The 24767-nt window shown below is 37.8% G+C and carries 17 protein-coding genes; 16 read left to right on the forward strand and 1 reads right to left on the reverse strand.

The window, feature by feature from the left end:
- The 14 genes from AC5KOD_RS16740 to AC5KOD_RS16805 form a co-directional block, all read left to right on the forward strand.
- Window positions 1–354 (forward strand): transposase (locus AC5KOD_RS16740; RefSeq protein ID WP_496915725.1); only part of this gene is annotated, 354 nt, incomplete at its 5' end.
- A 79-nt stretch (window positions 355–433) separates the two neighbouring features.
- Window positions 434–2602 (forward strand): glycoside hydrolase family 3 N-terminal domain-containing protein, encoded by a 2169-nt coding sequence (locus tag AC5KOD_RS16745; RefSeq protein ID WP_496915726.1) that lies wholly within the window; start codon window positions 434–436, stop codon window positions 2600–2602.
- A 34-nt stretch (window positions 2603–2636) separates the two neighbouring features.
- Window positions 2637–5987: a GH36-type glycosyl hydrolase domain-containing protein gene (locus AC5KOD_RS16750; RefSeq protein ID WP_496915727.1), complete on the forward strand. Its 3351-nt coding sequence runs from the start codon at window positions 2637–2639 to the stop codon at window positions 5985–5987.
- Between the two features lie 185 nt (window positions 5988–6172).
- On the forward strand, window positions 6173–7120 hold the full coding sequence (locus AC5KOD_RS16755; protein WP_496915728.1) for an ABC transporter permease: 948 nt from the start codon (window positions 6173–6175) through the stop codon (window positions 7118–7120).
- Between the two features lie 15 nt (window positions 7121–7135).
- Entirely contained in the window at window positions 7136–8035 is a 900-nt protein-coding gene (locus AC5KOD_RS16760; RefSeq protein WP_496915729.1) for a carbohydrate ABC transporter permease, read from the forward strand.
- A 17-nt stretch (window positions 8036–8052) separates the two neighbouring features.
- Window positions 8053–9681, forward strand: a complete 1629-nt coding sequence (locus tag AC5KOD_RS16765) for a type 2 periplasmic-binding domain-containing protein (protein ID WP_496915730.1) — start codon at window positions 8053–8055, stop codon at window positions 9679–9681.
- Between the two features lie 158 nt (window positions 9682–9839).
- Entirely contained in the window at window positions 9840–10484 is a 645-nt protein-coding gene (locus AC5KOD_RS16770; RefSeq protein ID WP_496915731.1) for a DUF624 domain-containing protein, read from the forward strand.
- Between the two features lie 25 nt (window positions 10485–10509).
- The gene (locus AC5KOD_RS16775) at window positions 10510–11466 is read left to right on the forward strand and encodes a LacI family DNA-binding transcriptional regulator (protein ID WP_496915732.1); all 957 of its coding nucleotides are present in this window, start codon (window positions 10510–10512) and stop codon (window positions 11464–11466) included.
- 178 nt (window positions 11467–11644) lie between these two features.
- Window positions 11645–12691, forward strand: coding sequence for an NAD(P)/FAD-dependent oxidoreductase (locus AC5KOD_RS16780; RefSeq protein ID WP_496915733.1), 1047 nt, complete (start codon window positions 11645–11647; stop codon window positions 12689–12691).
- A gap of 182 nt (window positions 12692–12873) precedes the next feature.
- On the forward strand, window positions 12874–14355 hold the full coding sequence (locus AC5KOD_RS16785; RefSeq protein WP_496915734.1) for an aldehyde dehydrogenase family protein: 1482 nt from the start codon (window positions 12874–12876) through the stop codon (window positions 14353–14355).
- A gap of 277 nt (window positions 14356–14632) precedes the next feature.
- Window positions 14633–16234, forward strand: a complete 1602-nt coding sequence (pyrG, locus tag AC5KOD_RS16790) for a CTP synthase (RefSeq protein ID WP_496915735.1) — start codon at window positions 14633–14635, stop codon at window positions 16232–16234.
- A 215-nt stretch (window positions 16235–16449) separates the two neighbouring features.
- Window positions 16450–17316, forward strand: coding sequence for a class II fructose-bisphosphate aldolase (locus AC5KOD_RS16795; RefSeq protein WP_209527326.1), 867 nt, complete (start codon window positions 16450–16452; stop codon window positions 17314–17316).
- 1193 nt (window positions 17317–18509) lie between these two features.
- The gene (locus tag AC5KOD_RS16800) at window positions 18510–18980 is read left to right on the forward strand and encodes an RrF2 family transcriptional regulator (protein WP_496915736.1); all 471 of its coding nucleotides are present in this window, start codon (window positions 18510–18512) and stop codon (window positions 18978–18980) included.
- A 22-nt stretch (window positions 18981–19002) separates the two neighbouring features.
- Window positions 19003–21723 (forward strand): YhgE/Pip domain-containing protein, encoded by a 2721-nt coding sequence (locus AC5KOD_RS16805; RefSeq protein ID WP_496915737.1) that lies wholly within the window; start codon window positions 19003–19005, stop codon window positions 21721–21723.
- A 193-nt stretch (window positions 21724–21916) separates the two neighbouring features.
- Here the strand turns inward: AC5KOD_RS16805 and AC5KOD_RS16810 are convergent, their stop codons facing one another.
- A complete protein-coding gene (locus AC5KOD_RS16810) occupies window positions 21917–22948 on the reverse strand; it encodes a lactonase family protein (RefSeq protein ID WP_496915738.1) in 1032 nt (343 codons plus the stop codon).
- 242 nt (window positions 22949–23190) lie between these two features.
- On the opposite strand from AC5KOD_RS16810, the gene AC5KOD_RS16815 reads away from it, so the two are divergent.
- Both AC5KOD_RS16815 and AC5KOD_RS16820 read left to right on the forward strand, forming a co-directional pair.
- Window positions 23191–23547 carry a PTS glucitol/sorbitol transporter subunit IIA gene (locus tag AC5KOD_RS16815; RefSeq protein ID WP_496915739.1) on the forward strand — a complete coding sequence of 119 codons (357 nt, stop codon included), beginning with the start codon at window positions 23191–23193 and terminating at the stop codon, window positions 23545–23547.
- Window positions 23548–23563: 16 nt separating this feature from the next.
- Window positions 23564–24739: an AI-2E family transporter gene (locus AC5KOD_RS16820; protein WP_496915740.1), complete on the forward strand. Its 1176-nt coding sequence runs from the start codon at window positions 23564–23566 to the stop codon at window positions 24737–24739.
- Window positions 24740–24767: the final 28 nt, after the last annotated feature.

Consider the following 24767-nt stretch of genomic DNA (forward strand, 5'->3'; position numbering starts at 1 on the left):
CATTATACTAAAGACAAGCTTTCAAGTGAGAAAACGAAAGAAATCTATAAACAACGTAAAGTTGATGTAGAACCCGTTTTCGGAAATCTGAAGGCTAATTTAGGTTTCACTCGATTTCATGTTAGAGGGCACCAAAAGGTGACCAACGAAATAGGATTTGCCTTAATGGCACTAAACTTGAAAAAATTGGTCATAAATTGGCCTAATCTACTCAATGTACACAAAATATCTTGGCGATTATCAGTTATTCTGATTGTCACCAAGATATTTTTCTGTTTTAAGAGAGTTTTGTCCCACCCTCTTTTTGAGTTAGTTTATACAAATATAAGAGACACTCAGAAAATAAATTGTTGAAAAACGCTTGCAATTTAGTTGAATCTGGTTATAATAAAAGTATAAATCGAAACGTTTCGATAGATTGGAGAATAAGTTTATGGAGAAAAGTCAATTACAGGAGTTACTAAACGAAATGACTTTGTCTGAGAAAATTGGTCAGTTACAGCAAGTGACGGGGGATTTTTATACAGCGGATTCTGCTGAAATTACTGGCCCACTCAGCAACAATTTATTATCTCAAGAGGACTTGAAAAATGTTGGATCAGTTCTGGGCTTGTCTGGTGCTCAAGTAACTAATGAGGTCCAAAAAAAATATCTAGCAACGAGTCGTTTGCAGATCCCTTTATTGTTTATGGCGGATATTGTTCATGGTTACCGAACTATTTTTCCCATACCGCTTGCTTTGGCGACCAGCTGGAATCCAGAATTAGTTAAGGAAACGGCTAGAATTGCGGCGAAAGAATCTGCGGTTTCTGGTTTACATGTGACCTTTTCTCCGATGGTTGATTTAGTTCGTGATCCGCGTTGGGGCAGAGTGATGGAGTCGACAGGAGAGGACCCTTTACTGAATTGTTTATATGCTGAAAGTGTGGTTCAAGGGTATCAAGGACCAGGTAATGACCTTGTAAAAAATGGGGAGCACATTGCGGCTTGTGTGAAACATTTTGCGGCTTATGGAGCACCAGAAGGAGGACGCGAATACAACACGGTTAATATGTCAGATCGTGAGTTACGTGAAAATTACTTGCCTTCTTACAAAGCTGCAATCGATGCGGGGAGTAAGTTAGTAATGACCTCCTTTAATACAATTGACGGTGTACCTGCTACAGTGAGTAAGTATTTGAATCGACAAATTTTACGACATGATTTTCAATTTGATGGCGTTCTTATTTCCGATTGGGCTGCGATGGTTGAGACTATTAATCATGGTGTTGCAGAAAATCAGCGAGAAGTTGCTAAACTTTCAATTGAGGCGGGCGTAGATATTGAAATGATGACATTTTGTTATCATCAATTTTTAAAAGAATTAATCAAAGCCCATGAGTTTGATGAAGCATTATTAGATGAAGCTGTGGGGCGCATTTTAGAATTAAAAAACGCGTTGGGATTATTTGAAACCCCTTATCGTTCTGCCAGTACTACGCGTGAAACTGAACTGGTTTATTCAGAGGAGCATCAGCAATTAGCTTTGGGCGCAGCGGAGGAAAGTATTGTTTTATTGGAGAATAAGGACAAGATTTTACCACTATCCACTACTGAAAGAGTCGCGTTTATTGGCCCATTTGTGACAAGTTCTGATATTTTAGGGACTTGGAGTTGGAAAGGAGATGTCAATGAAACATCGTCAGTGGCAGATGTGCTAAGCACTAAGTATTCAGAGGCCAGCACTCTTATTAGTCCCATTTCAGATGTCTTTCAAGTAACAGCTGAAGAACTGGCTGCGGCTAAAAAGGCGGCGAAAGATGCTGATAAAGTGGTAGTTTTACTAGGTGAAACCTCTCAAATGAGCGGCGAGGCGAGTAGTCGTACGAGCATTAAATTACCTGAAGCTCAGTTGAGCTTAGTGGCGGAGTTGCAGACTGTAGGCACACCTATTGTTGTCGTCAGCTTTAACGGACGACCGTTAGATTTATCTGATTTGAGTCAGAATGTTTCTGGGTTGGTCGAAGCGTGGTTTCCAGGCACAAAAGGTGCGCAGGCCTTGCTTAACATACTTTATGGCAAGGTGTCACCTAAAGCTCGTCTAACAATGAGTTTTCCGAGAAATGTGGGACAGATCCCTGTTTATTACAATCATTTTAATACAGGACGGCCAATTAATTTCGATGATTTAGGTAATAAATACGTATCAAAATACTTAGATGTGCCGAACACGCCACTGTATCCTTTTGGTTATGGACTAACATATACGACTTTCGGTTATCAGAAATTTCAAGTAGAGGTTAAAAAAGGAAAAGTTCCTTCCATTCAGTGTCAGGTAACGGTCAAAAATACAGGATCAATCGCAGGAACTGAATTGGTTCAGTGGTATGTTCGGGATTGTGTGGGACAAGTTGTTCGGCCAGTTAAAGAGCTAAAAGGATTCGAGTCAGTCGAATTAGAGGCGGGAGAAGAAAAAACGATTGATATACTTATTTCTTTTTCGGAGCTGGGATATGTTCATCAAGATTTGAAGCGATACGCTGATGACGGCGAATTTGAAGTGATGGTCGGTAGTAATAGTGAGTCTGTTTTGACTAAGCGAGTAACATTATCAACGAAGTAAGCTCGGAGTATTCTAATGTGAAAAGGAGTGTACTATGAATAAGCTATGCCTAAAAGAAGGAATGACTTCTTTTGAATTTTTAAGTACAGGTGATCTAGCGCAAGCCAATGTTGGCCGTGCTCAGATTAATCAAGTAAAAGGGAATGTGTTTGACGGGGCAATGACGATGATTTATCTCCGAATTAAACAAGGGGACAAATTAATGAGCTACCCTTTAACGGGTGTTCGGTCAGCGAGTGTTTTCACAGTTGGTATCAATCAAGTCAAATGGCACGGACAAGTATCGGGGATCGATTATCGCGTTGTTTTCTCATTAGGGCGTGACAATACGTGGTTTTGGGATATTTATCTGACCGGTGAGGGGCAGTTGGTTGATGTTGTGATGGGACAGGATATTGGCTTAGCCAGTCAGGGAGCCTTATTATCAAATGAAGCCTATGTCTCACAATATGTTGACTATCAATTATTCACTGATACAAATCTAGGCTACGTCGTTTGTGCCCGTCAAAATCAAGATCAAGGTGGCTTTCAACCTTATCTTCAACTAGGTTCGTTAACAGGAGCCACTCATTATTCGACAGATGGGTATCAATTTTTTGGCAAAGAATTTATCGAAACTAATCAACCAAGTGCTTTAGCAGCTTCAACATTAGCAGATGAAATTTATCAATATGAATTGGGGTATGTGGCTTTACAAAGTAGCGAGCAGACCTTGTCTGGATCAGAATCGACACATATTAATTTTTATGGTTTAGCACAGGAAAATCATTCTGAAAAAGTATCTGACTTACAGTATCGAGACCAATTATTGAGTAGTTACGAAACGATTCGAAAGAATGAGGTTCGTACTGAACCAATTGATCAAACGATTCGCTCGAAAGAAGCCTTTAATGTGATTAATGGTTTAACATTAACGGCTGATGATTGTGATGAGTTGTATCCTGAGCGTCACTTGGTAGAAGAAGATGGTGGAGAGCTTTTGTCATTTTTTGGAAGCGACAATGAACATGTGGTGTTACAAGCAAAGGAAAGGTTGGTCGAACGCTCTCATGGTCATATTATTATGAGTGGCAAGCAAATCGATGCTCGTGATGAAGTGTTGACATCTACTTCGTACATGTATGGCGCGTTTCAAGCTCAAGTAGTTCTTGGCAATACGTCGATGAATAAATTTGTTAGTAATGTCCGCAATCCTTTGAATTTTTTTAAGACGACAGGTCAACGGATTTATGTAAAAACGGCTGACAGCTATCAGTTGCTTGCCCTGCCTTCTTCTTTTGAAATGGGCTTTAACTATGCTAAGTGGCTTTACAAATTTAAAGATGATTATTTAACTGTTACGGTTTTTTCAGCAACTAAGTCCCCTGAAATTCAATTAATGATTGAATCTAAGCAACAATTAGCCTATGATTTCATCGTGACACAGGAGATAATTTGTGATGATTTTCAAACATCAAACAAACCAGTCATCAAAGTTGATGAGGGTCACCTTGTTGCTCGACCACATTCTGATACGTTGGCCCATTCAAAATACCCTGAAATGGTCTATGAATTAAGCTGGTCAACTGGGGGCCAGTTGATAGATAACAGTAGATGGTTTACAAAATCGACGGCTTCAGCCCTTGAGTCATTGTCATTAATCACGCTTGAATTTACGTCTGTTACAAGTGCCAAAGTAACGATTCGCGGTAGTCTGAGCGGCGAGTTAGTCCCGTTAAGTAGGCAATCGTTTAAAGAGGCGAAAGAACTATACGGCGATTATCTTAGAAAACTTACGCATCATTTTAAGTTAACAAGTAATAACAGTCAAAAATCAATTGAAGTGGACCGGATTAACACGGTTGTCAATTGGTACACTCACAACATGTTAGTTCATTATCTTGTCCCTCACGGTTTGGAGCAGTTTGGTGGAGCGGCTTGGGGAACGCGAGATGTTTGCCAAGGACCGATTGAGTTTTTCTTAGCAACGCAAAACTATGAAGTGGTGAGAAAGATTATTCTGACACTATTTTCTCATCAGTTTGAAGAAACTGGAAATTGGCCACAGTGGTTTATGTTTGATGAGTTTGTCGAAATTACTGCAGATGAAAGTCATGGTGATATTATTGTTTGGCCGCTAAAGGTAGTGGCAGATTATTTAACTATTACAGATGATTTCTCGCTTTTAGAAGAAGAAATCCCTTATCTAAATGCGACAACTAAGCAGTTTACTAAAGAAAGCTATTCTTTAATTGAGCATATTGAGCGGGAAATTAAGTACATCGAAGATCATTTTTTACCGGGAACTCATCTTTCTTGCTATGGTGACGGTGATTGGGATGATACCTTACAGCCTTTCGATAGTCGCTTGAAACAGAATATGGCGAGCACATGGACAGTTGCTTTAACTTATCAAACATTGAGAAACTACAGCGAAGCGATCACCAATTTGCTTCCAGATAGAACTGATGAGTTAAGGCAGTTAGCCGAACAAATAGCAGCAGATTATCGCAAGTTCATGCTTAAGGATGGCATATTGCCAGGGTTTCTATTGTATGAAGATAATGATTTCGACTATATTATTCATCCAAAGGATACCAAAACAGGTATTGATTATCGACTTTTACCAATGACACGAAGCATGATTAGTGAGTTATTTACTGAAGAGGAAGTAGCACGACATTTGGACGTAATTAATGAGCACTTATTATTCCCAGATGGTGTCCATCTGATGAGTCAGCCTGCTAACTACAATGGCGGGGTTAGCCAGTATTTTAAACGTGCGGAACAAGCGGCTAATTTTGGTCGAGAAATTGGTTTACAATATGTTCATGCTCATATTCGTTACAGCGAAGCTATGGCAAAGTTAGGACTTGGCACTGAAATGTGGCGAGCCCTCTCAGTGATTAATCCAATTTTGATTCAAGATTATGTGCCTAATGCAGATATTCGCCAAGCAAATGCCTATTTTAGTAGTTCTGATGGTAAATTTAATACTCGCTACGAAGCGGCAGAGAAGTTTAAAGAGCTACAGACTGGTGAGCGACTGGTAAAAGGGGGCTGGCGAATTTATTCAAGCGGCCCTGGTATTTACATTAATCAATTAATTAGTCAGCTAGTAGGGATTCGTATTGAGCATCAGGCCTTAGTTATTGACCCAGTCGTAGCAGAAGAATTAGGTTCATTGACAGTGGAATATGCTTATCTTGGCCATCCCTTGACTCTTATTTACCATCAGGGAGATGAAGAGAGTGTAAGCATTAATGGCAATAAAATTGATCTAAGTGAGCTTGAAAGGCCGTCAAATCGCTATCGACAAGGTGGAATCATTTTAAAATCGGATGATTTGGCTACCTATATGGGCGAAAATACGCCACTGATAATTGACTATATTAGAGCTAACTAACACAATGGCGGAGGAGTGTAAGGAGATGTGGAATAATCTCTCCTTACATACGCCTGAGTGATCGTTTTGTGTAGTAGAAAAGACAAGAAAAAAATAGGAGAGAATGATTGAAAGCGTTCGCTTAATATGTTATTATCTTTTTGTAGAAACGTTTCGATTTCTAGGGATCGAAGAAAGGAGTTGTTATGAGAAAGTCGGCTGTAAAAACAAAAAGAAGTTTTAAAGAACGACTAGAATTATTTGTGAGTCAATGGCAATTGCAATCAATGGTTTTACCGGGGATGTTGTTTCTGTTTGTTTTTTCCTATATCCCTATGTACGGCTTAGTCATTGCGTTTAAGCATTATACAGTGATTGATACAATGGCTACGGCACCGTGGGTTGGGTTAGAAAATTTTAGAATTATTTTGAGCGACAAATATTTTTGGGAAGCAGTTGTTAATACATTGGGAATCAGTCTTTTAAAATTAGGAATCGGCTTTTTTATTCCAATAATTTTAGCGATTATGATTTTTGAAGTTAAGGCAGGCCCCTTTAAGAAAATTGTTCAGACAATTTCTTATTTACCCCATTTTCTATCGTGGATTATTTTAGGTGGCATGCTTATTTCATGGTTATCTACTAATGGTTTGTTTAATCAATTATTAATGGCTCTAGGTGTGATTGAAAAAGGAGCCAATCATTTACTTGATGCAGATAAATATTGGCTGATTGCAGTACTTTCAGATATTTGGAAGGAAGCAGGTTGGGGCACGATTTTGTACCTTGCAACCATGTCCAAGATTGATCCAACTTATTATGAAGCGGCTAAGATTGATGGCGCTAATAAATTTAGTCAGATCAAAAATATAACCCTTCCGATGTTGACGCCGATTATTTCACTGAATCTAATTTTAAATATCAGTGGGCTACTCGGATCTAATCTGGATCAAACATTGGTCTTAATGAATTCACAAAACTCATCTAAATCTGAAGTAATTAATTCATACGTTTACCGGATGGGGTTAACTCAAGGCGACTTTTCTTATGCAACAGCTGTTGGGTTAGGTATTTCAATTGTGTCGATTATTCTGTTGATTATCACCAACTTTTTGACTAAAAAAATGAATGATAATGAATCGGTTATCTTATAGGGAGGAGCATCGTGGATGGAAGAATCATCAAGAAAAGCAAGTAAAAAAGTTAAAGATGGCCGTCTGTTTAATGCGATTAATGTGACCTTGTTAGTTGTCTTTACTTTAATTATCATAATCCCGATTTGGAATGTTCTTGTGGCCTCGGTCAGCTCTGGCCCCGGGATGGCAGAAGGGGGAGTGGCGCTCTGGCCACAAGGATTTACGCTACAAAATTATCAAAAGGTTTTTGCGGATGAGAGTATCTGGCGTGCCTTCTTTATCTCTGTCAGCAAAACAGTCATTGGGGCATTTACTCATGTTTTGTTTTGTTCGATGGTGGCGTATGGTTTGAGTAAACGCAAGCTTGTCGGACGTGGCTTTTACACTAAATTTGGTGTTTTCACTATGTACTTTGGTGGTGGAATGATCCCCATGTATTTATTAATTCAATCATTAGGCTTGCTAAATAATTTCTGGGTGTATATTATTCCGGGACTATTAAGCTATTACGATGTGATTATTCTAATGAACTTTTTTCGTGATGTCCCGCAGTCGTTGGAGGAATCAGCCAAAATCGATGGTGCCAGTGATTGGACAGTCTTTACGCGGATATTTTTACCGCTATCTAAGCCAGCCTTGGCCACAATCACTTTATTTAGCGGTGTAGCTCAATGGAACGATTTCATGACCGCTAAGATGTATATTTCAGATAAAAACTTGTATCCACTCCAAATGAAAATATATGAAATTATCGTTAAATCTCAAACAAAAGCGTTAGATGCCCAATCTTCTGTTGATTTACTTGTTCAAACGAGTAGTAAAGGAGTTCAATTGGCAACGATAGTTATTACGACAGTCCCAATATTAGTGATTTATCCATTGCTTCAAAAATACTTTATTTCAGGAATGATGGCAGGAGCCGTTAAAGAATAAGAAAAGGGGAACGGAAGATGGTAATGATTAAGAAAAAAATAATTGTAGGTATGTCCTTGGTGGCTTTAGCGTCAGTGGCTCTTACAGCCTGTGGTGGGAAAGAAAAAGCTAAAGAAGTTAAAGAGGTGTCTTTGGAAGGTCGCTACGAGCTTGATGCGACTAAGCCAGCATGGCAACTAGATAAACAAAAGGATAATAAGTTAACATGGTACATTAATGCTGATTGGTTAAAGCTGGATTGGGGTGAGGATCTAGTCACAGCTAAGATAAAGAAAGACTTGAATTTAGATGTTGAAATCATCACGGGTGATGATACTAAATTAAACACGATGTTTTCAGGTGGTGATCTACCTGACATTGTTACCTTAACGGATTTTAATTCAGCTGCGGCTAAAAAAGCGGATACTTGGGCTCTCCCTTTAACCGATTTAGCTGAAAAGTATGATCCATACTTTAATGAGGTAGTGGCACAAGAAACAATGAATTGGTTTCAATTAAAAGATGGAAAAACATATGGTTATCCAAATTTCTCAAATACAACTCAGGATTATAAAGATAACATTATGCCGGTTAATACCAACTTTATTATTCGCAAAGATGTCTTTGAAGCGATTGGTGAACCAAAACTTGATACACCAGAAAATTTTCGTCAGGCAATGAAAGACATCAAGGCTAAATTCCCAGAACTTTTGCCATTTGGCTTCAATCCAGTGATTGAAAACACAGGGGCATTAGAAAAACCATTACAGGATTGGTTGGGAGTTCCACTTGAAACAGAAGACGGTGAGTTTTATGACCGTAATTTGGATGAGGACTACTTAACATGGTTAAAAACGATTAATGAGGTCTACCAAGATGGGAATGTCACAGATGATAGCTTTGCAGATGATGGTCCGACCTTTGATGAGAAGGTGAAGGCTGGTAAATATGCAACTATATTATTAGATGGAATCAGCGGTCAAGGTGGACGTTTACAAGAGTTTAATAATGCCAACAAGGGAAATGAGTACCTTCCGATTGATGGGCCTCAAAGTATTAAGGGAAATGAACCGACTCTTAATGCTACTGGGTTATCTGGTTGGATGATCAACTATATTTCCAAAGATGTGAAGGACCCAGCGAAAGCAATTCAGTTGTTTACTTATCTCATTAGTGAGGAAGGGCAAATTTTAACTAAGTTTGGGATTGAAGGGGAAACCTTCCAATACACAGCAGATCACAAAATAGAGCTGTTACCAGAAATTCAACAATTAGCGATAGATAAGCCTGAAGAGTATAGTAAAAAATACCGTTTAACAGAATTTTTATTATTTAGCCATGATCGAACTAATTTATTGGCAGCACCTAAAAAAGATTTCTCATTGAAAAAAATGCAGGAGTGGGGAGTAGGAAAATTAAAACCTCATTTCATTATTGAAAACATCAAACCAGAAGCAGGAACTGCCGAGGCTCGTAGTTTTGAAGCAGTAGAAAAAAATTGGCATACAAGTCTAATCAGCATGTTGCGCTCAAAGGATGATAAAGAATTTGAGAAAAATTTAGAGGCATATAAAAAATTCCGAGAAGACAATAGTTGGACTGAGATAGTCAAGATTCAAAATGAAAATATGGCAAATAATCGTAAAAAATTGGATTTATCAAAGTAAGAAGAGTGATTTAACGAAACGAAGACTCCCTATTCTAAGTTAGTAGTTATTTAGAATAGGGACTTTGTGGTTGAATTAATCACAGCCCTCGTTAAATAACGTATGAGTTTATGGTAATATTAAAGAGTAAAGCAATAGTGAAAGGCTGAGGTGATCTAATGGATGGTTTTTTTAGTATAAATGGGTTTTTCTTTTCTTTTTTGAATCGAGTAGCTAATTTGGTTATATTGAACGTACTATTTATTATGACATGCGTGCCTATTATTACGATCGGACCAGCTATTGGCGCGTTATACCAAGTAAGTTTATCATCAGTTGATGATGCTTATTTAAGAGTTTACAAGGATTATTTGAATGCTTTTCGAGAGAATTTTATCCCAAGTAATGTCCTATTCTTAGTTCATTTTTTTGCCATGGGATTGTTAGGCGTATGTTTACTTGCTGTCAGTCGCTTTAATTTACTCTTATCCTTTCCTTTTTTTATCTTAGTAGCAGGCTTTTGTCTGTACCTACCATATGCGTATTCACTTATCTCGCTTCAGAAAAATAAGGTGAGGGATACAATCAAAAGTGCCTTTTATTTTATGTTATCTCATGTAGCAGAATCAATTTTAATGTTTGCTGAAGCCCTTCTTATTTTAGTTGTTTGCCCTATATTTTTTCCAAAGACCTTGTTTTTTATCCTGAGTATTGGCTTTTCCTTTGTTTGTTATTTACAAGCTCTTACCTTAAAAAAAGTATTTAATCAAGGGATTTACCTATCCAGTGAGGTGCCCATAACACAAAATAAAAAGAGAACATAAGTGAAAAAAGTTAGGAGGAAGCCAAATGGCAGGAATTAAAGAAATCGCCAAGCGAGCGAATGTGTCAATTTCAACAGCATCCTATGCGCTAAATGATAGTCCGAAGGTCAAGGCTGAAACAAAAGAGCGAATTCTAGCAATTGCAAAGGAATTAAACTATATTCCCAATATGGCCGGTCGCACATTAAAAAAACAAAAAACGGATTTGATTGGGATTTATTTGACCAATTATGGCGGGGCTTTTTATGGGTCTTTAATGAAAGGGATAACGGATGGCTTAAATGCTGAAGGATATGACGTCATTATTTGTTCAGGAGAAAAATCTCATTTATTTGTTCCAGAGAAAATGGTTGATGGGGCAATTATCCTTGATTCCACCTTTCCAACTGAGGAAATCAAGAATTATGTTGACCGTGGTCACAGTATTGTGGTTTTAGATCGACGAATAAAATATAAACAGCTATGCAATATTTTATTGGATAACAAACGTGGCTCAACATTGGCTGTCGATCTCTTGTCTGAGGCTGATCCTGAGAAGATCTATCTAGTTTCTGGGCCTAAGGATACCTATGATAGTGAAGAGCGTTTAAAATATGCGATTAAGCAGTTGGATTATTTGGAGATTCCCTACGAGATTATTGATGGCGACTTTTCTAAAGAGAGTGGGACTAGAGCGGCCGAACTTATTTACAAAAAAGAACAAAAAAATCAGTTTGTGTTTTGCTTAAATGATGAGATGGCAATTGGGATGTACGATTTTTTTGCAGAAACAGATTGGAAAATCGGTCAAGATATTCAAATAGTGGGCTTCGATGATACGGAAGTTAGTCGATATGTGACGCCTCGCTTGACAACTATTCGTTATTCGAAGGAAAAGTGGGGAGCTATGGCAGCAGCAAAATTAATAGCAATGTTAAAAGGACAATCGGTTAAAAATGAGATAATTAGAACTCATTTAGTTCGTGGTGAGTCAGTTAGATAGCTAACTGGCTCTTTTTTTGTTTTTTTAATCAGGAGTATTTAAGCATTTTCAGCCTGTGTGTTGCATTCTTTCAGAAAGTTCTTTATAATTTTAATTGAGAATGATTATCATTCTTATTTACTAAGCTTAAGGTGGGGGACTTAAGTTTGGTAAGTTTCTGAAAGGAAAGAGGGAGAGCATGGATATTTTCGATGTGACGATTGTTGGCGGTGGGCCTGCTGGACTATTTAGTGCCTTTTATAGCGGCTTAAGGGAGATGAAGACGAAACTCATAGAGTATCATGATACTCTTGGTGGAAAGCTGAATGTCTATCCAGAAAAAATGATCTGGGATATTGGTGGCTTACCGCCACAACCAGCTGGCAAAGTGATTGATCATTTGACTGCTCAGGCCAATTTTTTCAAGCCCACCATTGTAACTGGGGAAAAAGTGGTGAGTATTGACCGTGAAGAGGGTTATTTTGTGTTGTCGAGTGAGTCTGGGAACAAACATTTTAGTAAAACAATTATTATGGCGATCGGATACGGTCTGCTAAATCCGATAAAGTTAGAAATTGAAGGGGCAGAAAAATTTGAAGTGACTAACTTGCTCTATACAGTTCAAGATCCCACCTCTTTAAAGGGGAAAAAAGTTTTAATTTCTGGTGGCGGAAATTCTGCTGTTGATTGGGCGAATTTACTTGAGCCGATAGCCTCAGAAGTACATTTAGCTTATCGAAAAGATCAGTTAAAGGGGCATGAAGCAGAGGTGACGAAATTACTGACGAGTCAAGTTAAGTATCATAAGAATCACACCATCAAATCCCTAATCGCTAACAACGCTGATGCCACAAAGATTGAGCGAGTAGTTTTACAAGAAACGGCGACTCAGCTTGATAAGGAGTTAGAAGTTGATTGTGTTGTGATAAATCATGGCTTTGATTATGAGAGCACCATTTTTGAAACAAATAGTGTGGGACTAGTGACAGTGGATGAGTATTATATTCAAACTGCGGCTACAAATTGTTCAGATGTTCCAGGGATTTTTGCTGCAGGTGACGTTGTTAAACACGAGGGCAAGCTTCATTTGATTGCTGGTGCTTTTCAAGACGCTTGTAATGCTGTCAATCAGGCTAAGAAATATATTGAACCAGATGCCTATGATTATGGGCGAGTTAGTTCTCATAATGATTCTTTTGCGGAAGAAAATAAGGAATTGGTAAAAAACTTCTTCGTTAATAGCTAATTGACTTTATAGAGAAGCAGCTTTCACAGCAAGCAACGAGTGATAGCTGTTTCTTTTTATCGTAATTAACTGAAATTTGGATTGGTATACATCCTTTTAATTAGAAAAAAAGACTTGCTTTTCTATTTGAAAGCGATACAATAATTAATACAACAATCTTTCTAAAAAATGGAGGTAATTAAATGGTTAAGAATGTTGAATTACAAGAATCATATGGTCTATTTATTAATGGTGAATGGACAACTGGAACAGAAGGCAAGCTTATTACGGCAGAAAGTCCTGCTAATGGTGAGCAGCTAGCAACATTCGTTGATGCAACAGACGCAGATGTTGACGCAGCTGTTGTGGCGGCTAATAAAGCGCTTAAAGAGTGGCGTCAGGTAAGTATTGAAGAACGAAGCAAGTTGTTGTTAAAAATTGTGGATGTGATTGAGGAAAATGCGTCACACTTGGCGATGGTTGAATCATTGGATAATGGTAAGCCAATCCGAGAAACGTCTAATATTGATATTCCTTTTGGTGCAGATCATTTTCGCTATTTTGCTGGTGTGATTCGCAGTGAAGAGGGAGCGGCTCAAACAATTAATGAAGACGTTTTAAGTCTGGTTCTTAAAGAACCGATTGGGGTAGTTGGCCAAATTATTCCGTGGAATTTCCCATTCTTGATGGCTGCGTGGAAAATTGCTCCTGCCTTAGCAGCAGGCAATGCGATCATTATCCACCCATCTTCAAGTACATCATTGAGCATTTTAGAATTCGCTCGCTTGATTCAAGGGATTTTACCTAAAGGTGTTTTAAATGTAATCACAGGTCGTGGCTCTAAGTCTGGCGAGTACATGCTACATCATGAAGGCATTCATAAATTGGCCTTTACTGGTTCAACAGAGGTTGGCCGTAATGTCGGCATCGCAGCGGCAAAACGACTTGTGCCAGCAACTTTAGAATTAGGTGGAAAGTCAGCTAACATCTTCTTTGATGATATGCCATTTGAAAAAGCGGTTGATGGGGCTCAACTTGGGATTCTATTTAATCAGGGGCAAGTATGCTGTGCGGGATCACGCATCTTTGTTCAAGAGGGCATTTATGACAAATTTGTTAACCGTCTAATTGAAGAATTTGGCAAAGTAACAGTTGGGATGCCTTGGGAAGAGACCACTCAAATGGGCGCTCAGATCAATGAAAAGCAAGTCAATGATATTTTAGCTTGCATTGAAAAAGGAAAGGCTGAAGGGGCAACAGTTGCTGTTGGTGGCCATCGTCTAGTTGAAAACGGCCTTGATAAAGGGTGTTTTGTAGCGCCGACATTACTAACAAATGTAACAAATGAGATGTTAGTTGCACAAGAAGAAATTTTTGGGCCAGTTGCAGTAGTGATTAAATTTAAAGATGCTAACGATGTTATCGAGATGGCTAATGATTCTATTTACGGCTTAGGTGGTGGCGTTTGGACTGAGAATTTAAACACAGCTTTAACGGTTAGTCGTCAATTAGAGACAGGACGTGTTTGGGTTAATACTTATAATTCAATTCCAGCTGGGGCACCTTTTGGCGGGTATAAGCAGTCTGGGATTGGCCGTGAGACGTACAAGTCAATGCTCGATGCTTATAGTCAAACAAAAAATATTATGATCAATACAAGTGAAAATGGCTCTGGTTTTTATTAAAATACCAACTTTTTAAATAAATAACATGGTTTTTGGTTGACCTGAAGGAAATTACCTTGTATTATTTTTATTGGGCACCCTTGAAAAAGGACTGTTCAAACGTACGTATTTTATGCTCCCTATTCAGTTAAGAATAGGGAGTTTTTTGTTGTTAAACTGACGAATAGAGCAGTTGGATGTTGAGCAATGGAGGTGGCCGGTGAAAAGAGGCTCTTTAGAATATGTTATGCTAGATTTTTGTTCCCCCCGGAAATAGTAGAAAGAGGGAGTTTTTGAAATGAAGACGAAGTATATATTTGTAACAGGTGGCGTGGTTTCGTCCATTGGAAAAGGGATTGTAGCAGCTTCGCTTGGTCGCTTGCTAAAGAATAGAGGATTGAAGGTAACGATTCAAAAATTTGATCCGTATATTAATATCGATCCTGGTACTATGAGTCCGTATCAACATGGAGAAGTATTTGTCACAGATGATGGGGCAGAAACCGATTTAGATTTAGGCCATTACGAGCGCTTCATTGATATTAGTTTAAACAAGTACTCCAATGTGACAACCGGGAAAGTCTATGAAGAAGTATTAAAGAAGGAGCGACGGGGAGATTATTTAGGTGCAACCGTTCAAGTTATTCCTCACATTACAGATGAACTAAAAAGTCGCATCATGAGAGCAGCAGAAACGACTGGTGCAGATGTGATTATTACAGAAGTAGGAGGAACTGTCGGGGATATTGAGTCATTGCCATTTTTAGAGGCGCTGCGTCAAATGAAACGGGATGTTGGGGCCGATAATGTGATGTATATCCACACTACTTTAATCCCTTATTTAAAGGCAGCAGGTGAGATGAAAACGAAGCCTACGCAACACAGCGTAAAAGAATTACGAAGTTTAGGGATTCAGCCTAACTTATTAGTTGTGCGAACAGAGCAACCTGTCCCTCAATCAACCAAAGATAAACTAGCATTATTCTGTGATGTTGAAGCTGAGGCCGTGATTGAGTCTTTAGATGTAGAGACCTTGTACTCAATTCCTTTGAATTTACAGAAGCAGGGAATGGATCAACTCGTTTGTGATCATTTGAAATTAGAGACTCCTGAGGCGGATATGAGCGACTGGCAAGCTCTTGAACAACGTGTCCTTAATTTGAAACGTCGCACGCGTATTGCCCTAGTAGGTAAATATGTGGCATTGCCAGATGCGTACCTATCAGTTGTTGAAGCTCTGAAGCATGCAGGCTTTGAGTATGATGCTGACATCGAGTTGGATTGGGTTGACTCGGAAACTGTAACAGCAGCTAATGTCAACCAATTACTGGAAAAGGCCGATGGGATTTTAGTTCCTGGTGGGTTCGGTGATAGAGGCTTAGAAGGGAAAATTGAAGCGATTCGCTACGCTCGAGAAAATAATGTGCCATTCCTTGGGATTTGTCTAGGCATGCAATTAGCTTGTGTCGAATTTGCCCGTAATGTTGTTAACTTACCAGATGCAGGCTCAGCGGAAACAAATCCAGAAGTAACGAATCACATCATTGATTTGATGACAGACCAAGAATCGATTACGGATTTAGGGGGGACCTTGCGTCTAGGATTATATCCGTGTCAACTTAAAGAGGGAAGTAAAGCGTGGCAGGCATACGGTGAACAAGGTGTTGTAGAAGAGCGTCATCGCCACCGTTATGAATTTAACAATGATTACCGCACGGTGATGGCGGAACACGGGCTGGTCTTCTCAGGGCTCTCACCAGATAATCGTTTAGTAGAGATTGTTGAGTTACCTGAACATAAATTCTATGTAGCGGCGCAATTTCACCCAGAATTGATTTCTCGTCCGAATCGGCCTCAACCCTTGTTCAAGTCATTTATTGGAGCAACCCTAGCAGATTAATGATGATGAGTTGATTAATTGAAGTTAATTATTAAAAATATTTTCGGAAAGTATCAAGAAAATCAACAGAATTTACTGTAAATGTGAAATGATTTTCAAATAAAGCGAGAATTTTCAGCTTTTAGGTAGAAATGTACTCTTATTTCTGCTAAAATATGTATGTCAGTTAAGTTCGACTTAACAAAAATTGTTTTCCACTATAGGAGGAATTGTAAATGGCATTAGTATCAGCTACAGAAATGTTAAAAAAAGCACGTGAAGGTAAATATGCAATTGGTGCATTTAACACAAACAACTTAGAATGGACAAAAGCTATTCTAAAAGGGGCTCAAGAGTCTAACTCTCCAGTCATGATTCAAACATCTATGGGAGCTGCAAAATATATGGGCGGCTATCAATTATGTGTTCACTTGGTTGAAGATTTAATTGAATCTATGGGAATTACAGTTCCAGTAGCTCTTCACTTAGACCACGGTGAATATGAAGATGCATTGAAATGTATCGAATTAGGCTATACATCAGTAATGTATGATGGCTCTCATCATCCATTTGATAAAAACCTAGAAGAAGCTAAAGATGTTGTAGCTAAAGCTCACGCTAAAGGTGTTTCTGTTGAGTGTGAAGTTGGTAGTATTGGTGGAGAAGAAGATGGCATCATTGGTTCTGGTGAATTAGCAGATCCAGCTGAATGTAAACAAATGTCTGACACTGGTATTGATTTCTTAGCTGCTGGTATTGGTAACATTCATGGTTCTTACCCTGAAAACTGGACTGGTTTAAGCTTTGATACATTAAAAGCTATTGCTGATGTTACAGATGGCAAACCTCTAGTTTTACATGGCGGATCAGGTATTCCTTTAGAGCAAGTTCAAAAAGCAATTTCTTTAGGTGTTTCTAAAATCAACGTAAACACTGAGTGTCAAGAAGTGTTTGCAGCTGCAACTCGTAAATACATTGAAGAAGGTAAAGACCTTGAAGGTAAAGGCTTTGACCCTCGTAAATTATTAGAGCCAGGAACAACAGCTGTAACTGAATTAGTTAAACAAAGAATTGAATGGTTTGGTTCAAAAGGTAAAGCATAATTAAAGTGAAACAAATAAGAAGTGGGGCTTAGGCTCTGCTTCTTTTTTTGACCATGATTAGCAATTTTGCACGTATTTCTTTTGATGATTGGTCAAACTGGCATTCTAAGTAGGTTATGCTTGGTGTGGTAAGGCTATTTAGCTCTCATTGTGTCATTTTCAACTTTCATTTAAAAGCCACTCATTCATGGAATTTAGTGGTATAATTGAGGGACAAAACTATGAGTATGCGATGATATTAAGTGTATTTGTGAAAAGTAATAAGTAATAAATTCGTATTGACTATAGCTTGTTCTCTTAATAGGCGACGATCAAGTTAATTGGATGTTATTATATGCGTGATACTATCACGCACAATTTTGGGTTTCTCTTTTTCAAAGAGTTAAATTAAACACGATAGTGACAACTTGAAAGCGAGTAATAGTATGAAAAAGAGGTGTTTTAAGTTGTTAACATAGTTTGTGAAAAAACAATGATGCGTGATGATTTCACGCATGACTTGATTTGTTTTTTTATGAGGTATAGCGAGCCATATAGCTGTTTTTAGATGTTTGGTTTTCTAGTTTTTATGAAGTAGAAAATCAGTTGTTTCATTATTGAGGGATGAATGAGCTAACTTAATGTTATTTTATGCGTGATACTATCACGCATGATTTTGGGTTTCTACTTTTCAAAGTTTTTTATAGAAATTTGTAAAACTCTTTTGAAAGTGAGCAGTAGTACGAGAAAGAGACGTTTTAAATCATTAAAAAAATTTGTGAAAAAAGGGTGGTGCGTGACGGTTTCACGCATTGGTTGCTTTGTTCTTTTAAATGGGGATTAGTAAGTCACATAAGTGTTATTATGAAGGGGAGATATAAAATCTTTTTGGTTCGATGACTCTTATTTCTAAGTGCTTTAGCGCATGGAAGTTAATGTGATCGTAACAAAGTGACGTAGTTTAGGACAACGAAACAACCTGTAGTGAGTCTTGTTCTTTTCAATAATGAAAAGAGGAGGCTTTTTTGTTTTAGAAAAAACTCATAGCAAAAAGTTGTGATTAGTTGTTTTTGGAAAGAGGATGAAAAGATTGTTGAAAATAATCAAAACACTTGCATTAGAGATAAAAAAAATCTATAATGGATTTTGTAAGTAGAGGATCTGTTTTCTTTATTAGTTGAATGATATATGTTTTAATGAAGGAGTTGACAACCATGAAATTAACGAATGCGACAGAACAGGCTTTAGCCATCATGGCGATGCTAGCCATGCAACAAAAAGAGGTACCTGTGTCATCTGAAAGTATCTATACGAAATTATCTGTCTCACAATCATATGTAAAAAAATTACTGCGTAAACTAGTAGTATCCAAGCTGATTGGTGGTGTTTCTGGTAATAATGGTGGCTTTTATTTAGAAAAGGATACCTCTGATATTTCATTACTTGAGATAGTTGAAGCGATCGAAGGTCCTTTAGAAACTTTTCCTGATATTGGGGTATTGCAGAGAGCGTTCTCAGAATTTGACGAATATGCTCAAAATGGTCATAATATAGTATCATCATTTTTTTCGGAAGCAGACCGTCTCTGGGAGGAGCGGCTAAGTCAAGTTTCTGTTAGAGAAGTCTTAGAGAAGGTCTTTGAAAAAGAAGTAGAAGTTCCAACACGAGATTGGAATCAGATTTAATAGTGAAGGAAGATGGTAAGAAATGAAAAAGAGTCTGAGACAGACTGCGGAATTATTTAAATTAGATTGGCAACGGATCTTTCATAATAAATTGACATTTTTGTTGATTATTGCGTTGATGATTATTCCATCACTCTATGCATGGTTTAATATTGCGGCACTTTGGGACCCATATTCCAATACAAAAGACATTTCAATAGCAGTCTATTCAGAGGATAAAACTGTTACGGTCTTGGATAAAGAAGTTAATATCGGGGATCAAATTATTACTAATCTCAAAAAAAATAAAACTGTTGGTTGGCGCTTTGTTGATTCTAAGGCGGAACTTGATAAAGGCGTTCGGAGTGGTAAGTACTACGGGGGAATTTATTTACCTGAAAACTTTTCGAAAAACTTGGTAAGCTTTATTGATGGAGACATAAAGAAACCAGAAATAAAGTACAGTGTTAACCAAAAAATTAATGCTATTGCTCCTAAAATAACGGATAAAGGAGCGGGTGCAATAAAAGATACGATTAGTAAAGAATTTATTGGCACCGTTAGTGACACCTTACTCAAAACGTTTAATACTTTAGGCTATGATTTGGATTCTAATATGGCAAGTATCAATAAAATTACAAGTAAAATCATACTTTTAGATGATAATTTAGATAAAATTGATGGCTATACTAAAGAAGTGGTAGAGCTCAATAAAAAGATGCCTGATTATAAAGAAAAGCTAGATAAGGCGAATGAATTTATAAAGTATCTGCCAGAAGTCAATAAAATGGGTGACAAGTTGATTGAGGTCAACAAGATGATGCCACAAATTAAGGAATCAGGTAAGCTGATTTTGACTTTACAGGATAAAATACCTGAAATTGAAAATGCAGGCCGTCAAATCAAAACGATTGACGATGATTTTGATGATCTTGTGGGAATTATGAATGATGCAATTAGTGAGGCTAAAAAGGGAGTTGAGATTGTTGAGAATGCTCAAACTGTCTTGCCTGATGTCCAAAAATTAGCTGAAACAGCAAATAAAATGATTCCAGAGGTTTCTGCTAGTATTGGTGAAGTCGAGAAAGCTCTGCCTCAAATTGCTGATGGTGTTGGTACAGGCTTTCAAATTATTTCAGCTATAGCACGCGATGTGGAAGTAAGTTCGCAAAAGCTGGCTGAATTACTGAAAGACCATGAATTAACACCAGAGAGTAAAGCAGAGATCAAAGAGGCTCTTGGTAATTTGACTAATAATTTGACGTCTCTCAGCCAAATGATTGATTCTACAGTGGGGATGTTGCAACAAATTCAAGAATTGACTGGTAGCACTAATTTACAGCCGATTATTGACACGCTACTTGGGGCACAGGGGAAAATTCCAGCGCTTCAGGCTGATATTGATTATGTGATTACTAATATTGATAGTTGGTCTTCTGAGGAGTTGCAACAGCATTTAACCGCAATTAGTCAAGAAGCTGGGGCTATTTCAGAGGCTTTGAGTGTGATTACACCTGAGGCAATTAAGGAAAAAGTAGCGCCTCTTTTAACACAATTGCAAGAATTACTGAGCTCTGCTCAAACGATTACAAGTAAAGTTGTGGATGAACAACTAATTAGTCAATTGGATACTCTTTTAACTAATACAACTAAAACAGTGACACAAGCGATTGGTTTTTTAGAAAAATACCAAGCTGAGCTTCCAGCTGTTAAAGAAGAAATTCATTCAGCCAATGAAATTTTAAATGGCAATATGACGACTATAGTCAGCGGAATTAATAAAGCGGCCGACTTGTACCAAAATGACTTGCCACAATTGGAAACGAAACTAAGTAAGGCAGCCACTTTTGTAGAAAATGACTTACCAAAAATTGAGGATGATTTGACTAAAACGTTAAATATGGTTAATCAAAAAATGCCACAAGTTGAGGAAGCCTTACAAATGGCTACCACAATGATTCAAGAAGATTGGCCAAATATTCGTACAGGCGTTCATAAGGCGGCTGGGCTAATTCGCAAGGGTCAAAAAGATGTGGATCTAAAGGAAATTGTTAGGTTATTAAAATCTGATGCAAACGCAGAAAGTGACTTCATTTCTAACCCAGTGGTAGTCGATCAAAAAGATGTTTATCCAGTCCCTAATAACGGATCTGCTAGTACGCCTTTTTATACAGCACTTTGTTTATGGGTAGGAGCCGTATTATTTTCTAGTATTGCCTCAACTGAATTTCAGTTGTCTGATGAGCAGAAAAAGAAATACTCCAAACGTCAACAATTCTTAGCTAGAATGGGCACGTATCTAATTGTAGGCTTTTTCCAAGCGTTGATTGTTAGTTTAGGAAATCATTGGCTATTAGGCACTTACGCTGTGAGCCCGTTATTAAGTATCTTATTTGCTCTCTTAGTAGGCTTTACCTTTATGATGATGGTTTACGTATTGGTGGCGATTTTCGGTAATTTGGGTAAAGGAGCAGCGATTATTATTCTCGTGTTGTCCATCTCTGGAGGTGGTGGGAATTACCCTATTCAAATGTCTGGGAAATTCTTCCAATTTATTAACCCGTTATTACCATTTACCCATGCAGTTAATTTGTTACGTGAACCTGTGGGAGGAATATACTGGCCAAATGCGTGGAAGGCTATTATCATTTTGGTTTTGATCACGATTGGATTCTTTGTCTTAGGAGTATGGATTTATCCTAAATTAAGACCTTTCTTCAAGAAGCTGAATAATCAGTTGCATGAAGGAAAAATTTTACACTAATATTTGTACAACGAGGGCGGGGCTGTGACATAAGTCACGCCCCAATTTTATTTCACGTATATTGTGCGATAAACGACTTTTGTCACAGCTCCATCCTCGTTGTTTTTTGTTGTAGGCTAATATCAAAATAGAAAGACGGGGGATAATAAAAAAGTAGCCCCCAACTAAATAAAGTGGGGCGCTACTTTTTTGCTTATTTGACGAAATAAGTACACACACATTCTGGCGCATATACATCTTTTTGAATCAATGATAGTTTACCTGAGTCTGCATCGCGAGAGAATAAAGTTAAATTATCTGATTCTTGATGAGCAACCACAACAAAGTCATCCGTGCTATTTAAAGCGAAATCCCGAGGGAAGTCTCCCTCTGAAGAAATTAACTGCACAAGCTCTAAGGCTTTCCCATCAGAGATTGTTTTGAAAACGGCGATTGAATTATGGCCGCGATTTGATGCGTAAACAAATTTTCCATCTTGCGAGATGCGAATAGCGGCACCACCACTGAAGTCGGTGAAGTCAGCAGGCAAGGTAGACACAGTATCAAGTGTCTCGAATTTACCAGTAGTAGCATCGTAACTCAAGGTAACAATGGTATTGGCTAATTCACCAAAAAGATAAGTTGTTGTCCCATTTGGATGAAAGACTAAATGACGAGGACCAGTACCTGGTGCAGCATGATAGACAGCAACTTCAGTTAGTTTTCCGTCTTCAGCAATATCGTAGGTATACACCCCATCATTTCCTAGGTCGCAGGCAACAAGACGTTTGTCTGGCGTCAAATCAGTGTAATGGGCATGAGGGCTTTTTTGGTTTTCGTGTGGACCACTTCCTTCATGTTGAATTTTATCAACTAATTGAATGGTTCCATCTTCCTGAACTTTATAGGATAACACTTGGCCCTTATGGTAATTTGCACCAAAAACTAAGCGTTTATCATTATCAATTCCAACATAACACGGAGGCGCACCTTCTTCAGTTACAGCATTTAGTAATGTGTAGCGGCCGTCTGCCTCAGGTCGATAAGCAGCCATTCCACCATTTCCATCAACAATAGTCATTGAATATAAATGATTATCATTGGCAATACCAACATAAGTAGGATTAGTTTCCGTAATTAGTGGACTAAAATCAACAAGTTCTTTCTTTTCGGTATCAAGAGAAATCTGATAGATTCCTTTACTTTCTCTTTTTGTATAAGTTCCTAAAATAATTTTTTCTAACATAACCGCCATCCTTTCAATCATTATAACCAAAGTATAGCATAGAATCGGTCTTATCTGAAAAGAAAGGAGTGAAAAAAGTTGTTGTTTTTTACAGAAAAACAAAGATTCACTTAACTGTGTAGTTTCAATCACATACCTCTGAGTGGTTTGTGGTACAATAAAAGAGGAGAGATGTTCTTTTTGAAGTGGTTTAATTGTTATAAAAGACCTTCCCATAGAAAAAATAGATTAGGAGCAGACACATGACACAAGGAATAGTTAAGCATATCGGTTCTCAAGCAATCGATGCTAAAGACAAAATGTTAATTTTATTCGGAAAAGATGCTACTGAGGAGTTGAAGCGAGTTTCGATTATTCAAGATCTCAAAACAGCGGCACAACCAATCGAATTGAAAGAGGGAGGAAAAATCTCCTTTGACAAACAAGACTATACCATTACTCATGTTGGACATCTTGCTATTAACCATCTTAATTCAATTGGGCATGTAACGGTTGTTTTTAAAGACGCACCAGCTGAGGATAGTTTAGTTAATGCCATTTATGTGACGCCTTTTGATATGCCTCATCTTACTGAAGGAACAATCATTACTTATCATTAGTTATTAGGAGGTCGCTATGAACAAAAAAGAAACAGAGCAAAGTAAGGCATCGTGGTTTTGGAAATGGTTTCTAAATAATCAAGTTGTGACAGGTCTTCTTGTTATTTTACTTTGCTTATTAATTATTTTAGTATTTACTAAAGTTTCATACTTATTTACACCAGTTTGGCAATTTTTTGGAATTGTTGGGTTTCCCATTGTTTTTGCCGGCATTCTTTTCTATTTTTTGAATCCATTGGTGAACATGCTGGAAAAAAAGGGTGTGAAACGGGTCTGGGCCATCACCTTAATTTTTATTGGGATTATTGCGTTGATTGCTTGGGGATTTATCATCTTGGTGCCAAAGATTCAAGAACAAACATTGAGTTTCTTGAACAATTGGCCTGATTATTGGAAGACGATTGAGAATCAAACCACTAAATGGTTAGGTCATCCGATGTTTGATCAATATGTGGATCAGCTGGAAAAAATTAGTGAAAGTCTTTTTGACAGTATTGGAAATATTGTTAAAAATTTATCTAAAACAACATTTAAGGGAATCGGAAGCTTTATTGGAACGATTGCCAACGTGGTAGTAACAGTGATTACGACTCCATTTATCTTGTTTTATTTGTTAAAAGATGGAAAAGATATGACCTCTTACTTTGTCCGATTTTTACCAACTAAGGCTCGCAAGCCAACGACAGATGTTTTGGTAGATATCAATAATCAAGTGTCTCAGTATATTCGTGGTCAACTGACAGTTGCATTTGCAGTTGCGATTATGTTTGTTATTGGTTTTAGTTTAATTGGTTTAGATTATAGTATAACTCTTGGAATTTTGGCAGGCTTCTTGAATTTGATTCCTTATTTGGGATCAGCATTGGCAACAATACCGGCCTTAGTTTTAGGATTAGTTGTAGGGCCTTCTATGTTAATTAAAGTGATTATCGTTTTCTTTATTGAGCAAGTTATTGAAGGGCGGTTTGTTTCACCTTTAGTATTAGGCAGTCAGTTAAAGATTCATCCAGTGACGATTATTTTTGTGTTATTGACAGCTGGTAAACTGTTTGGTGTAGTTGGGGTAATTATCGGTATTCCAGGCTATGCGGCGCTTAAAGTAGTGGTGACACATGTGTTTGACTGGTATCGGGATAAATCAGGTTTATACGAAGAGGAGCCTGTTGTCGAAACACACGAATTAGATGAATAAATAGAAAAACAACGTTTTGTCAATTGAC

The organism is Vagococcus sp. WN80Y (assembly GCF_059621045.1).